At 54.9% G+C, this 15,297-nt stretch carries 9 protein-coding genes; 2 read left to right on the top strand and 7 right to left on the bottom strand.

The window, feature by feature from the left end; genetic code table 11:
* Nucleotides 1–62: 62 nt before the first annotated feature.
* Nucleotides 63–1,538 (bottom strand): ATP-binding protein, encoded by a 1,476-nt coding sequence (locus tag Q4E93_RS19655; protein ID WP_303588120.1) that lies wholly within the window; start codon nucleotides 1,536–1,538, stop codon nucleotides 63–65.
* Nucleotides 1,539–1,735: 197 nt separating this feature from the next.
* Between Q4E93_RS19655 and rbp the strand changes: the two genes are divergently transcribed.
* Together rbp and Q4E93_RS19645 are read left to right on the top strand one after the other, a co-directional pair.
* Nucleotides 1,736–2,062, top strand: a complete 327-nt coding sequence (rbp, locus tag Q4E93_RS19650) for an RNA-binding regulator (protein WP_303588118.1) — start codon at nucleotides 1,736–1,738, stop codon at nucleotides 2,060–2,062.
* Between the two features lie 125 nt (nucleotides 2,063–2,187).
* Nucleotides 2,188–2,619, top strand: coding sequence for a DoxX protein (locus Q4E93_RS19645; protein ID WP_303588116.1), 432 nt, complete (start codon nucleotides 2,188–2,190; stop codon nucleotides 2,617–2,619).
* Here the strand turns inward: Q4E93_RS19645 and Q4E93_RS19640 are convergent.
* Genes Q4E93_RS19640 through Q4E93_RS19615 form a run of 6 tightly spaced genes read right to left on the bottom strand, consistent with a single transcriptional unit; the run spans nucleotide 2,582 to nucleotide 15,256 of the window.
* Complete coding sequence (locus tag Q4E93_RS19640) at nucleotides 2,582–3,583, bottom strand: arabinan endo-1,5-alpha-L-arabinosidase (RefSeq protein ID WP_303588114.1); 1,002 nt, start codon at nucleotides 3,581–3,583, stop codon at nucleotides 2,582–2,584. The two genes, Q4E93_RS19645 and Q4E93_RS19640, sit on opposite strands and share 38 nt — an antisense overlap.
* Before the next feature lie 4 nt (nucleotides 3,584–3,587).
* Nucleotides 3,588–5,612, bottom strand: a complete 2,025-nt coding sequence (locus tag Q4E93_RS19635; RefSeq protein ID WP_303588112.1) for an alpha-L-arabinofuranosidase C-terminal domain-containing protein — start codon at nucleotides 5,610–5,612, stop codon at nucleotides 3,588–3,590.
* Nucleotides 5,613–5,622: 10 nt separating this feature from the next.
* Nucleotides 5,623–7,089, bottom strand: a complete 1,467-nt coding sequence (locus Q4E93_RS19630) for an arabinan endo-1,5-alpha-L-arabinosidase (protein WP_303588110.1) — start codon at nucleotides 7,087–7,089, stop codon at nucleotides 5,623–5,625.
* The gene (locus tag Q4E93_RS19625) at nucleotides 7,086–10,487 is read right to left on the bottom strand and encodes a VCBS repeat-containing protein (protein ID WP_303588108.1); all 3,402 of its coding nucleotides are present in this window, start codon (nucleotides 10,485–10,487) and stop codon (nucleotides 7,086–7,088) included. Before Q4E93_RS19625 ends, Q4E93_RS19630 begins: the two co-directional genes overlap by 4 nt.
* The gene (locus Q4E93_RS19620) at nucleotides 10,487–12,052 is read right to left on the bottom strand and encodes a RagB/SusD family nutrient uptake outer membrane protein (protein WP_303588106.1); all 1,566 of its coding nucleotides are present in this window, start codon (nucleotides 12,050–12,052) and stop codon (nucleotides 10,487–10,489) included. Before Q4E93_RS19620 ends, Q4E93_RS19625 begins: the two co-directional genes overlap by 1 nt.
* A gap of 21 nt (nucleotides 12,053–12,073) precedes the next feature.
* Nucleotides 12,074–15,256, bottom strand: coding sequence for a SusC/RagA family TonB-linked outer membrane protein (locus tag Q4E93_RS19615; protein WP_303588104.1), 3,183 nt, complete (start codon nucleotides 15,254–15,256; stop codon nucleotides 12,074–12,076).
* Between the last annotated feature and the right edge of the window lie 41 nt (nucleotides 15,257–15,297).

Below are 15,297 nucleotides of genomic sequence, written 5' to 3'. Positions count from 1 at the left end.
TCGGACGGACTCATCGCACCGTCTCATCGGACGGCCTCATCAAGCCGTCTCATCGCACCGCCTCATTGCGCCGCCTCATCCGACGGCCTGAATAAGGGCAGCTCAAAAAAGAAAGTGCTGCCTCCCTGCCCGGAGCTGCTGATCCCGATCTGCCCGTCGTGCAATTTCACGATCTCGGCCGAAATATACAGCCCCATGCCAAAGCCCTGGATCTTCCGGGTCTTCACATTCTCCGACCTGGCAAATCGTTTGAACAAACCCGCCTGGTTCTCGGGCGCGACGCCAATGCCATGGTCGATCACCGAGGTCCTTACCTTCTGGCCCGTCTCGTCAATGGTAATGGTAATGGTGACCAGGTCGGCATCAGGCGAATATTTTATAGCATTGGTCAACAGGTTCGTCAGCACCTGCCCGATGCGGTCCCTGTCGGCACAGACAACGGCATCCACCACATCGTCGATCTTTACATGGTGTTTCGTATTCGAAAGATTCACCTCCTCCGCCACTTCCAGGATCAGGCCCAGCAGCACGAATGGCTCCTTTCGCAGCTTGATATCCCCCGTCGTGATCGCGGAGGCATCCAGTAGCATGGACGTCAGCTTAATGAGATGCTCCGACTGCACCAGGATTCGATCGATCGTCTTACTGACCACCTCGTTGGAAGTATCCTTTAGCTCCATTCCGAGGATCTGGGCATAAGACTTGATCACACTGATAGGCGTCTTCAGCTCATGACTGGCCACATTGATGAAATCCTCCCTCGCCTGCTCCAGCTTACGCCGCAAGGTCACATCTTCGAAGGACATGAGGATCTGGCCAATGGATTTGAATGTCTGGAATACCTTGCGGCTGGAAACCATCAGCACAATGTCTTCCCGGCTATGATCGCCAGGGTAGATAAGCTCGAAATTCTCAAAGCTGTCGTAGTGCTGCATCTCCTCTCTTAAGGGATCGATAGGCAACTGCTTCCCCAGGAGCTCGAACAGGTTGGTATTCTCCGCTTCGGCCTTATCGACATTGAATAATTTATAAAAGGCCTTGCTCGCAGAGTTCAGCGTCAGGTCCGCATTTAAGATCAGGATGGGCTCCTTGGACGTCTCCACGATACTTTGAGCATATCGCCTCGCCTCCAAAGCTTCGTCTTCCGCCTCTTTCCTGCGGCTGAGGTTGCGCAGCACCTTGGTGTACCCGATATGCTGGTTGTCTCCGTCGAAGAGGGGAAATACCAGCCCGCTGGCCCAGAATAAAACCCCATTCTTCTTTCGATGATAGCGCTCATCCACACCCCTTCCCTTTTCCAGCGCCTCCGCGAACTCATGTTCCGGCACCCCATTGGCACGGTCCTCTTCCGTGAAGATCACAGCCGCCTCCTGCCCGCAGATCTCTTCCTCCGTATAGCCCAGTACATGCTCGGCGCCCCGGTTCCAACTGGTGACAATGCCCGACTTATCCGTCGTGAACACGCCATAATCTTCCAGACTCTCCAAAATATTTCTGTAGAACTCACTATCAAATGGCGGAGGCTGCTTATTACTCATACACACGGATTGATACCAGGCAATTTATGAAAAAAAAATATAAACAGCCTATATCAATAATAAAGCCTATCTTAGCCTTGTTAATTGAGTTTTAGCATCAGTCTTCTTTTAATTGATTCCCGCCTCACCATCGGTCTTGGTTAATTTTCCACTCCTTGCTTCTCTCAGCATCTTTTAAATTTTATTAATTATTACGTATGAACATTTATGTTTCTAATTTAAGTTTTAACATCCAGGATGAAGAACTAAAACAACTTTTTACCTCCTTCGGAGACGTTAGCTCCGCCAAGGTTATCATGGACAAGGTAACCAACAGATCCCGCGGATTTGGCTTTATCGAAATGTCCGATGACGCCGCTGCCCAGAAAGCAATTGCCGAGCTGGATGGTTCCTCTGTCGACAACAGGACCATCAAGGTCAATGAAGCAAGAGCCAAGGAAAGCAACAGCAGGCCAGCCCGCGCCTTTGACGACGGCGGCGCTCGTTTCAACAATGCCAATAGCTATAATCAGAATAGATATTAACGCAGTCAGATATTCATGTGAAAGCCCCGGTCATCACCCGGGGCTTTCCTTTTTATATTATCTGGATGAGCTGATTTCTTCCAGGTGGATGACCATAGCTATCTTCAAAGCAGGTACTTTTGGGCATGCTTAAGATCTCCATTATCTATCTCCGTATAGCCATCGCTGCCGCCTACCTCTGGGAAGTGGCGGATCGCCTGGGCCTCCTGGGTGCTAATGGCAAACCCCATGTAGGCTGGGGCGACTGGGGTCATTTTGTATCGTACGCCCGCCAGGTGATGTCCTTCCTGCCACCGGGATGGGTCCCCACCCTGGCTGTCGTCGCGACCTTGGGCGAAGGCGCCTGCGGGCTGCTGCTACTATTCGGCGGGCGGTTTACAAGGCCGGCAGCCATCGCCAGCGGGATATTAAGCCTTTGCTTCGCCCTCTCCATGGCGATCGCATTTGGTATCGAGTCGCCGTTGGGCTATTCGGTGTTTACGTTAAGCGCCGCCAGTTTTCTCCTGGCCGCACAGCCGGTCACTTCCCCACCACCGGCCACCCATTCACCCAACTGATCTTCTCCATCCTCAGCTTCGACCTCCCCCCATCCGCCGCATCATACCCGTGAAAGACCAGGTAGTCCACGCCGTCAAAACTGACGGTCGCACTATGTCCCACGCCATTCCATTCCTTATTCCCTTCTATCACCAGTGATCCGCCGCTCAGGTTCATCGGCACGCCATCCCTGTCCACATAAGGACCCTGCACCTGCGTCGACCTTCCCACCATGACCTTATACGTGCTCTTCTCCCCACGGCAACAATAATCGAACGAGACAAAGAGATAGTAATAATGGTCCTTCCGGAAAATAAACGGCCCCTCTATCGCCCCATCCCCCGCCACCGTATCCGGCAGGATAGGATTCCTCGCCCGGCTGGCCACCGTATACCATTCCTCAGGACTGGCCACTGCTGTCAGGTCCGCATTCAGCCGCACCAGCTTGATCCCCTGCCAGAAGGATCCAAACACCAGCCAGGGCGCCCCCTGCTCATCCATGATCAGGTTGGGATCGATGGCATTCCAAAGATCCCTGCCGGGAACGGACTGTATCACCTTCCCATGGTCCACCCATTTGAAATCCTTCGATGTAGCGTCCAATGTCTTGTTCGTAGCCACCCCGATACAGGATGTGTTCTTGCCAAACGCAGACACCGAATAGAACAGGTAATACGTCCCGTTGTGATAGCTGATGTCCGGCGCCCAGGTATGCCCGCGATAACCCGGAATGGCTTTCACCGCCCACTCTGGCGCCCGATGAAAGACAGGCTTTTCACGCCGCCACGACAACAGGTCCTTCGATGAATACACGGTGATGCCGAAACCCGTGCAGAAAAGATAATATAGGCTGTCCTGCCGGATCAGGACGGGATCATGCACAGGCGTCTGTCGGGTAGGGAACACCGTTCCCTCGTCCACCCGCTGCGCGAACCCTGCCGCCTGCGAAAGCAGGAAACACAGCAATAAAATATTCCGTTTCATTATTTTACTTCGCCCCGCTTATACGCCCGGACGGCGTTTCTCCCATCCTGACCTTGAACACCGTGAACGAATAAGGCCCCGCATCCACATTGACCTTTCCACCCTTCACTGCCACCTCCTTATCTGCAGGCCGTACAACCGCCGCCTCCCCCAATCTGTTCACTGCCTCCAATGCCGGACTCTGCAGCACCGTCAATGTCGCACTGCCCGACAGCTTCTTTATCCCTTCGATCCGCAGCTGAACCGTCTGCGCGGTCGCCGACACATTCACCATCTTTACGATCAGCTCCCCGGCCGCCTGATCGATCACCGCCGACGCATACAGGCTATCCTCGCCCGCCAGCGTCTTATTGTTCCGGAGCGCCGGCACCACGTTCGTTCCCTTATTGACGGAGAATAATTTTTGTACATAATAATTAGGCGTGCCATTCACCCGGAGATTATCCACCCAGATGAGGTCCGGCGTCCATTGCCATCCGTCGACATGGGCAAACAATGGCGCATAGCTGGCCATAGCCACCACGTCCGCATTCCTTTCCAGCCCCGTCATAAAAGCCGCTTCCGACAATGCCGTCTGCCAGTTGTTCTGATTTTTTACGCTGACAGTATGATCGCTCTGCGCAGCATACTCGCCCGCAAAGATCTTCGAAGCGTTACGGGGAAAAGAATCATAACGGCGTGCATTCTGCAGGAACCATTCCGGCTGCCGGTAATAATGCTCGTCGATGATGTCCGCATGCATGCCCCGCAATTCCTTGTTGAGATATTCATACCGGTCCCCGTTGGGATCGGTGCCGCTGCTGTTCACCAGCCTGATGTCCGGGTATTTCTCCTTGATGGCCTTCGTAAACACCTTTAGCCTTTCGATATATTGGGGTCCCCAATTCTCATTCCCGATGCCCATCATCTTTAAATGGAACGGAGCGGGATGGCCCAGGTCCGCCCTTACCTTCCCCCACTTCGTATTTACATCGCCGTTGGCAAACTCGATCAGGTCCAGCGCATCCTGCACATATGGGTCCAGCTCGTCCAGGGCAACCACTTCAGCCGTATTGAACTGGCAGGCCATGCCGCAATTGAGGATCGGCAAGGGCGAAGCGCCAATGTCTTCGGCCAGCTGAAAATATTCATAAAAGCCCAGGCCGAATGTCTGGAAATAATCCGGCGTGGGACGATGCGCAAATTCATAGTTCCAGCGGTTGACGATGAGCTGCCGGTCTTCGAGGGCCCCCAATGTCTTTTTCCATTGATACCGCAGCGCGAGGTCATGCCCCTCCACGATGCAGCCCCCGGGAAATCGGATGAAGCCCGGCTTCATATCCGCCAGCATTTGGATCATGTCCGCCCGCATCCCGCCGGGTCGCCCCTTCCAGGTATCGGTAGGGAAAAGGGAAACGATATCCATGTCGATGACTCCACTACCCTCGAACCAGATATTCAGGCGCCCCTTTAAGGTCGAGTCGGTAGCGTTGAAGCTGACAGCCGCCCGCCGCCATTCCTGCCCCGGCGTAACGGCCGGCGCAAGCGTCGTCGATCCAATCACCTGGCCGCCGCTGCTGACCAGTTCGATCCGCAGCCGCACACCCGCCGCCGGCAGCCGGTACATCATCGAGAAATCATAACGGAGTCCTTTCTTGATCCCCATACCACGGAATCCCTCATTCGAAATACCCAGCGTATCCGCAGCCTCCTGTCTCGTCACCCTGAGATACCTGGGGTTGGCAGGCGTTTCCTCCTTACGGTTCAACACCAGCACACTGCCCTCATGAAAGGTGCTTTGACGGACCTTCCAGCCCATCATAGGCTCGTTGAACTCGAAGCTTCTGTTCTTCACCAGCTCCGCATAGATCCCTCCGTCCGCTCCCAGGTTGATGTCCTCGAAAAAGATCCCCCACATCGTGGGCTGCACTTCGGCAACGGGCGTGTTCGCCCTGATCACGATCTCGTTCTTCTGCTGTGCATCCGTCCGTGAAGGAGTGAACAGGCCTGCGGCAAGAACCGGTACGGCTAACCATTTACTTATATTCATATAACGCTTATTACTTTTTCTTACCCCATACGGCCGTCCCGACATTGTTCAGACCGGTGAAGATGATACTATTTTTCTTGTTTTCCCAATCCCTGCCCTTCTGTACGAAGACCTTCTCCGTAGTGCCGTCGCTCCATTTCAGCTGTAGCCAGGGCGCACTGTAGGTCCAGGTATCCCCGGCGCTGCCATTCAATGTCCCCGCCGCGTCAATCGACAAATTCACGGACAGCTGGAAGTCCGGCGAGGTCTGCTCCGCGGAATAGCCCGGCACCACATTGTAGTGGAGGACGATCCTTTCCCAGCTGCCCACCACGTCATTTTGCGAGATCAGCGAATCCTTTTCCCAGGCATACCTTTCCGGCGATGCAACGGGCCAGCCATCCGCCGTCCAGAACAATTTACGGACATGCAGGTCCATATAATACTTGTCTACGCCCGGCCTTCCCTGGTGCGCGATATAATATTGCCCCGCGCCGTCGTCGAAGACCGTGCAATGCGATACGCCCTGCCAGCCTCCATGGCCGGAAAATTTGTACGGCGCAATGATCATCGGTCCATGATCCACATCGGTATTCGCATCCGTTCCATTGTAGTCATAAAATGGGCCATCCGGCTTATCGCCCCGCATCACCCGCACATTGTATTTCGTCTCCAGCCAGTCGTAAGCGATGAACAAAAAGTATTTGTTCAGCGTGGGGTTGTATCGCAGCTCCGGACCCTCGATATTGCCATTGTATTTACCACCCGTATAGCCCCGGTTGGCGATCCGCTTGCCCTTGTCCCCCGCCGTCAATGCCAGCCCCGTCGCAGGGTCCAGTTTTAACGAATAGATCCCATCCCATGCGGAGCCATACACCATCCAATGTTCGCCCCCGGGCGTCACCAGGACAGATGGATCGATGGCATTCGTTTGGGTGGTATTGTCATTCTTCGAGACGACGACCAGGTCCTTCTCCGTCCAGGGCCCCTCGGGGTTCGTGGCCGTGGCCAGCCCGATGACGCTGAGCCTGGGCAATGAACAGGACAGCGAATAATACAGCCGGTATTCCGAACCCACTTTCACCACAGATGGCGCCCACAACGAATTGAACGGCGTACCACCGCCATTCTGGATAAATGCCTTCCCCTTCGCAGGCAGGTCGTTGAATACCCATCCTACATAGGTCCATTCCACCAGGTCCTTCGACTTCCGGATCTGCAGGCCCGCACGCACGTCGATGCCATAACCCACGTCCGTACTGTAACAATAGTAATAATCTCCCGCCTTGATGATGGAAGGGTCATGCACGTTGTACGGTCCCCACTGCTGGTAATTTGCAAAAGGCGCCACCGAAGCATACGTGTCATTTATCGAATTGATATCGAAGGGCGTCGCCGGCGGCGTCACCACCGGCGGATCTCCCCCGTTCCCTCCCGAACCGCTCTTGCTGCACGCGGCAAAAAGCACAAGCCCCAGCATCCATACATTTTTCTTCATGTGGTCTTTCTTAAGGTAAATGTCTTTAGTTTACTATCGTTCGGGGCTGCCAGCAGCACCTTCCCCTTATTTTTCACGCCGATCATTTTCATATCCCGCACATCCCCGTCCAGCACAAGCCCGCTGCGCGTAAAACTCACCGGCGCAAATCCGCCCCTGCCATTGCCTTTCAGCACCAATCCATAGGAAGCATCGCTCCGCCCGCTGTTGGACTCCGCCTGGTATTCATTGCCCGCCAGCACCAGGTCCATCGCACCATCCCCATCCACATCCTCCGCCACCATGCAATTCACCGGCGAAAATTGCGCCTGCACAGGCAGCACATGCGCTTTGAACTTTCCGCCGCCCAGGTTTTCGATCCATACAGAAGCCGCAGTCTCGCAGGTCAGCTCCGTCCACCCGCCGGCGCCAAAATCACCTTTTAATTGCGCCATCGTCACCATCGAGAAATCTTTATGCAGCAAATACTTTTTCTTGACAGCAGGGATCTCCTGCGCCAGCTGGTTCCTGTCCAGCGCGGGGAACAATTGATAGCCGCCCCTGGCATCCTTGATATAATAAGCAGGGATCAGCTCATCCATCCCATTCTTATCCATATCCTTGGCAAAAAGCTTCATGGGCCTTTCCGCGGAAGGGCCATACCTGTTGTTCAGTCCCACATTCCCTACCACAAAGTCCAGGTCGCCGTCCTTATCGAGGTCCACGGGACGTATACAACGCCAGAGGCCGTGATTGGCATACAGCGGGTTGCCCTCCGCCAACTTACCCCCTGTGTTCCTGAAGAATCGCACCCCCATCCACTCGCCGCACACCACCAGGTCCGTCACGCCATCCCCATCCACATCCGCAAACGCCGCATCCGTGATCATCCCTGCATATTCCAATGCGCCGCATACCTCCTTTGTCACATCCCTGAACTTCCCATGATCGTTCCGCAAAATATAGCTGCGGGGCGTCTGCGGATAGCGCTGCGGAGCCAGCCGCCCGCCGATGAAAACATCCAGGTCTCCATCGCCATCGATATCCGCCACAGCCAGGGCCTTCGTCATATCATTGATCACCGGCAGGGCGCCTTCATCCCATGTAAAATGGCCCTTCCCGTCATTGATGTACAGTCTTGGCTGATTGTATTTCAGCACCATGAACTCAGCGCTCCCGCCCGTGATCAGCAGGTCCAGATCCTTATCTCCATCCGCATCGAAGAAGACGGCTCCCAGGTCTTCCCCGGATTTGATACCCGTCACCAGGTCGGCAGCCGAAAAGTTTCCCCCGGCAAGCTGTATAAAGATCTTACCCGGTTGGTTAGCCGCACCACCCACAAAAACATCTTCCAACCCGTCCCCATTCACATCGCCCGTGGCGATACAAGGCCCCAGCTGAGAGAATTTCTGCGAGATAGGCTGGTGCTCGCCGAAATCATAATACGAGCTTTCCGCGTGTTTGAAATCCAGGCCGTATGGATCGCCGGCATCCGTGAATAAGGCATCCGCCGTATCCATCCGCCCACCGGGCCGGATCCCATCCTCCTGTCGCACCGTCAACCACTGATCCGCCTTCACCTGCCTGAGCACCTGCACCCGGAGATCCGGCCACTGCACGACAAGAGAATCCACCACCCGCAAGCCACCGATGCCAAAATACAGCCGGTGATCCACGCTGGAACAAAATCCCCGCACCGGCGACTCCTCCAGGAACTGCCGGCCTTCCTTATCGTACAGCGTCACCTTGCTGCCGAATGACAGTCCCTTCAGCTCCACACAGAGAAAATTATGCGTGCTGTCCCCGGCCGAAGCCCGGAGATCATTTCTCCACACGGACGCCTCCGCATTGATGTTATTCGTCACCAGGTCCAGGTCCCCGTCATTATCCAGGTCCGCATACACCGCACCGTTGGAAATAGCCGGGACATCGATCCCCGCCTGTTTCGACAGGTCGCTGAAAGTCAGGTCGCCATTATTATGAAAAATATAACTCGCCATTTTGACACTGCCATACGCATCCAGGCTTTTCCGCATCGCCGCAATATTCTTTTTGCCGGTGCGCCTGTCCGACCCATCGCCCTCCGCAAATCCATAATTGCCCGTATATCCTCCCTCCGCGCTGGCAAACGTAGTGTAATCGTTGTTCGTAATATCCTTCCCCAGTCCATTGGTAATATGCAGGTCCTTCCAGCCATCGTTGTCAAGGTCCGCCATCAGGACGCTCCAGCTCCAGTCCGTCTGGAATACCCCTGCCAGCTGGCCGATCTCGCTGAAGAAAGGCTCCTGCCCCCCACCGGCCTGCCGGCTCCCGGCGCCCGGCCCGCGATTGCCGTTGTTCAGCTGCAGCATATTCCGCACATAGGAAGGCTGGTATCCAAACCGCTGCTGCATATCGAATTTGCTCTGGTTCGTGGCGCTCGCCATCATCTTCTTCCGCTCATTCGTCTCGGGCAGCATATCCACCACCGCCAGATCAGGCAGCCCATCGTTATTGATATCCGCCGCATCCGACCCCATACTGTTGTAAGGCTGGTGGCGCAATGCCGTGCCGATCACATTGGTAAAAGTCCCATCGCGGTTGTTCAGCCACAAAAGATCGTTGGCGATATAATCGTTCGCAACATACACATCCGGCCAGCCATCTCCATTCACATCTGTAACGACTAACCCCAATCCATATCCGTCCTCTTTGATCCCCGCGGACATGGACACATCATGAAAGACAGGATGCGACATACCCGCCGGCACACCATCATTGCGATAGAGCCGGTCCTGGGCCACCGCATGCCCGCTGGTATCCTTCGGCCGGAGATTATTGGCGGAATGACTGTAGATCTCATGGTTCAGCAGGTACATGTCGAGGTCGCCGTCCTTGTCATAATCAAAAAAAGCCGCCTGCGTGGAATAGCCGGTATCCGCCAGGCCATAAGCCTCCGCCTGATCCGTAAAGTGCAGCTTACCGTCATTGATGAACAGCATGTTCTTCCGGCGCTCCTTGTCCTTCGAATGCGAGGCGCAGATATAAATGTCCGGGTAGCCATCGTTATTGACATCGGCCACGCTGACCCCTGTACACCCTCTTTCCGTCTGCAGTCCCGCCGCCACCGTGACATCTTCGAACCTGAAATTTCCCTTGTTGATATACAGCCTGCTGCTGACCATGGTCCCGCAAAAGAACAGGTCGGGTAGACCATCCTGGTTGAAATCGCCTACCCCGACCCCCGCGCCATTGTACATATATTCGTCGATGAACACATTCATCGAGTCGCTGTCCGTAATCGTATTGCTGAAGCCAATATGGGTCTGCCCCGCATCCATTTTGGTAAAATGCAGCTTGTCAGCTATGGCTTCCTTGTTCCTGCAACCCAATAGAACCCATCCCAACAACACCCATATTATCTTGCTCCCATCCCCCATTAGTTGGCCGGGTTAGGCTTCAGGTTCTTGTTCGCATCCAGTTCCTGCTGGGGAATGGGAAGGTATTCATTGCCCGGCGTCCAGGTGTTGAAATCAGGATCATGCGCCTTCAGTTCAGCCAGCTTCACGGGGTCATAGAACCAGCCCCACCGGATGAGGTCATTGATCCGCTGCCCTTCGATGGCGAATTCCAACGCCCGCTCATGCGCCAGCTGGTCCCGCATCTGCGCCTGGGTCATATTCGGCTTGGCCGTGGCCAGGTCGGGGAGATTGGCCCTCGCCCGCACCTGCTGGATATAGGAATAAGCCTGGTCCGTCTTGTTCGTCTCATTCAACACTTCCGCATACATCAGCAGGATGTCCGCATAACGGAGGACCCTGTAGTTGATCCCCGATTCGGCAGCCACTTCCACCGTCTTGCCATTGCCCACGCCATCGTTGGTATATTTCCTGGGATAGATAGACGTCTGGGGATTCCACCAGGCCCTTCCATACGCCAGCACCGAATTGTCGGCGGGCTCATAGGAAGCGATGGTCACCAGCAGCCGGGGGTCGTCCTTACCGTCCACCGTCTTCTCCAACTTGTATTCATCATAGATCCACCGCGTTGGCAGATAATCGGAAAAGCCGGCCCCTTCCATGCCATAGGTGACGGAGATCGCCTGCACCTGCTTCCAGGAAGAAGTAGGATCACAGCACCAGTTGATGTCCGTACCCTTGCCTTCCGTAAACTGTACTTCGAACAGCGACTCGCTGTTGTTCTCATTTACATCCTTGAAATTGTCCCTGTAGTCGGGCATCAGCGAATACACATTGTTCAAAGGGCCGCCCGCGAAGAACTTCTCGAATTGCGTCCCCGCCTTTGCATAATCCTTTCTATAGAGATACGCCTTACCCAATAAACCTGCGGCCGCGCCCTTGGTAGCCCTGCCTTTCTCGCCTTTGTCCAGCCCGTCGACATTGTCATACGAAATGGGCAGGTTGGCTTCGGCAGCCTGGAGATCCGAATAGATCTGGCTCCAGATATCGTCTTCGCTGGCAGTCGCAGTAAAGAACTCCGACGGGTTCGTAAACGGCTCCGTCATGATCGGTATCACCTTGAAGGTGGTGGCCAGGTTGTAGAAAGCCAGGCCGCGCAGGAAATAGGCCTGACCAAGGATCCGGTTCTTCTCCGTCTTGGAGAGCACGGACTCATCATAGGCGCCCACATATTTGATCACCTGGTTGGCCCTGTTCACCACCAGGTAGAAATCCCTCCAGATCCAGAAGACAGGGGCGGAAGTAGTGGGGATGATGAACTCTCCCGTTAACACCAGGTCCAGCCAGGGGCTGTCTCCCGTAAAATCGTCTCCACGGCTGTCCGTCAGGCCGGGGAAGCTACGCATATAGGTCCCATCCACCGTCAATGCATTATAAATAGCCGTGCAGCCCGCATAAGCCTGCTCTCTCGTTTTCCAAAAGACGTCCGTCGTCTGCGCATTCGGGTTAAGCCGGTTGAGCTTCTTGTCGCAGCCCGTTGCCATCAGCATCAGGCCCGCCATCATATATATTATCTTCGATCTCATGATTGCTTGTTTTAGGATTCTTTAAAAAGTCACTTGTACGCCCACCAGTAAAGTCCTTGGCTTGGGATAGGATCCGAAATCAAATCCCGGGTTCAACACGCCGGAGGTAAAGTCAGGATTGTATCCCTGGTAACCCTGGAAAGAGTAAAGATTTTGAGCGGTGACATAGACCCTTGCGCTGGCGACACCCTTGATGATGTTCTCCTTCAGTGAATAGCCCAGCGACACGGTATTGATCCGGAGGTAGGTGCCATTCTGCAGCCAGCCCGGCCTGTTGGAATCCTTCCCGTTGTTGGCATCGTCGTCATTCAGCCGGGGAATATCCGTATTCGTGTGCGTGGGGGTCCACCGGTTCAGCATGTCCGTGCTGTAGTTCAGCGCGCCGGACGAATGGTGCAGATCCCTGTACATCCTGCTGTTGATGAGGAATTTCGCGCTGCCCGATGCAAAGATGGACAAGTCGAATTTTTTATACGCCGCCGAGAAGCTGAAGCCGTAGTTGAACTTGGGAATGCCGCTGCCCAGGTAGGTGCGGTCGTAAGCCTCGTCCACTACGCCGTCCGGCTTGCCATTGGGACCACTGATGTCCTTGTATTTTACGTCGCCTGGTTTCAGGGGCGTCCCCTGCGTTGCATGATTGTTGATCTCGTCCTGGCTTTGGAAGATACCTTCATATACGAAGCCATAATGCGCACCCACGGGATGTCCGACATCCGTCTTGGACCCGGCGCCAAACAGGGGGCGGCCATCGCTGCCCACCGCCAGTGTCGTATTGCTCACCGTTGCGAGATTGGCGGAGATATCATAGGTCAGCTCTCCTTTATTCTTATGATAGGCGAGGGTGAACTCGACTCCCGAGTTCCGCGTGGAGGCGGAATTGACAACAGGAAGGAGGTTCTCATATCCCGTACTGGCAGGGATCGTGATCCCCACCAGGAGGTCCGTGCTTTTCGCATTGTAATATTCGGCGGAAAAATCCAGGTGACCATTCAACAGCACGGCATCGAAACCCGCGTTGGTGATTGCCTTCGACTCCCATTTGATGTCAGGGGAGGCCACCAGCGTCTGCAGCCCGCCCGTATAGAACGTTCCATTGAAGCTGTAGACGATCCCGGAATTGATCGTACCCTGGAAGAGGTAGTCGCCGATCTCCTGGTTACCCAATTTGCCATAGCTGCCCCGGAGCTTCAGGGAAGAGACGATGGACGCCGGCACATGCCAGAACTTTTCGCTGCTGAGCTTCCAGCCGACGGAGGCGGCGGGGAAATAACCAAATTGGTGCTTCGGCGCAAACCGTGAAGAGCCGTCCCGGCGAATAGAGGCGGACAGCAGGTACCTGTCGTCATAGGAATAGTTGACCCGTCCGAAATAAGAGCTCAGCGCATTTTCAGTCTGATTTCCTTTGGAAGAGTTGGTGGCCCCGTTGTTGATCACAGGGTAATACGGCGCCGTAAAACCCTTGGCCTCCGCCTGCCTGAAGACAAAGCTGCCATACCGGTAAGACTGTCCCACCAGGACCTCCACCGCATGCTTGTCGAATAACTTATCATAATTGAGCGTATTCTCGATGGATGCATTGGTGATCACCCGGGAATTGTCGAACAGCTCCGCATCCGGCTTGCTGAAGAACTTGCCCAGGTAAAAAGGCGGCTGCCAGGTGTAATCTCTCGTGCTCGTCTTGTCATAGCTTACGCTCGTCTTGAACTTCAGATGATGACCGTTGTTGTTCAGCAGCTTCAGCTCCGCGTAGGCATTGGCAAAGGTCCTGTCCACATCCACCCAGTTCACCAGAATGCTGTTGATCCCGATGCCATTCAACGAATTGGCGCCGTTGAACTCCGAATTGCTGCCCCCAAAGCCATTCAGCTGCGTAGAATCATACACAGGCATCGTGGGAATGGCAACCACCAAAGTACCAATCAGCGGCGGTATGCCTCCCAGCAAAATGTCGTCGCGGAAAGTCAGCGAATTCTCATGTGAGTGTGTATAGTTGAACGATTCCCCTACTTTAAGGATCCCTTTTTCGGCGCTGGTATTGATCCTGGCCGTATACCTCTTATAATCGGGCCCGTTGCCGACATAGGTCCCCTTCTGGTCATAATAATCCAGGGAAAGGTTATACGTGCTGGTGGGGCCGCCGCCAAACAGGCTGACATTATGGTCCTGCCGGATGCCCGTCTTCAGTCCTTCTTTCTGCCAGTCCGTATTGATCGTCACATATTGCGGGTTCGAAGGATCGTTGGCCGGGAATAAAGCCTTGCCGGCATTCACACGGGATTCGTTGTTCAGGGTCTGGTATTGCACCCTGTCCGTCACCTTCTGACGCTGCCACACCTTGTCCACGCCATAATAGCCATTATAGCCCACCTTCATCGCCGTATTCTTCCTGCCCTGCCGGGTAGTGATGATCACCACCCCGTTGGCGGCCGCCGCACCATAAATGGCCGCCGCCGATGCGTCTTTCAGCACCGTCATGGTTTCAATGTCATTGGGGTTGAAATCCCTGATAGCAGTGCCCGGCACGCCGTCCACCACATAAAAGGGCTGCGAGGCGCCGAACGTGCTGAAACCCCGTATCCGCACGCTGGGCACCGCCCCCGGCTGACCATCACTGTTGACCACCACGCCCGCGGCCCGGCCCTGTAACAGCTGGGACATGTCACTGGTGGAATACTTTTTTGCATCGGCGACGTTCACCGCCGTGATCGCGCCCGTCAGGTCCTTCCTCCGCTGTGTACCATAGCCCACGACGACCACATCATCCAATGCCGTGACCTTCGAGGTAAGCGCGATCATTACGCTGCCGCTGCTGCCCACGGTGACCTCGGAACCTTCAAAGCCGACGGAAGACACCTGCAGCACATCACCCGTCGCAGCCGCAATGCTGAAGCCGCCGTCCTCACCGCTGGTGGTGAACACTTTCTTATTCTTAACCTTGATCGTAGCCCCTTTCACCGGGTTGCCTGCCGAATCTTTCACCTGGCCGGAGACCTTCCCCTGGCCAAATGCGGATGGGGCGATCATCAGTTGGGCGAATAGCAGTATGACCATAGTGATCAAAAGGCCGATCTGCCGCCCCGGGGATTTTCTTGTTACTTTATTACTCGCGCAATCGTCCGTCTTTTCAGCGGAGCTCATGAAACGTAGTTCGGCAGACTCCTTTGAAAGTCTACCGCCGCCGTCTGTCAATACTTCGTATTTCATATAGCAATATTTGGGGTTTTAATACGTGTCATTTTTACGTT

This window comes from Flavitalea plasmicola, assembly GCF_030546645.1.
GTDB lineage: Bacteria > Bacteroidota > Bacteroidia > Chitinophagales > Chitinophagaceae > Puia.
This window is presented reverse-complemented; position numbering and strand designations above follow the sequence as displayed.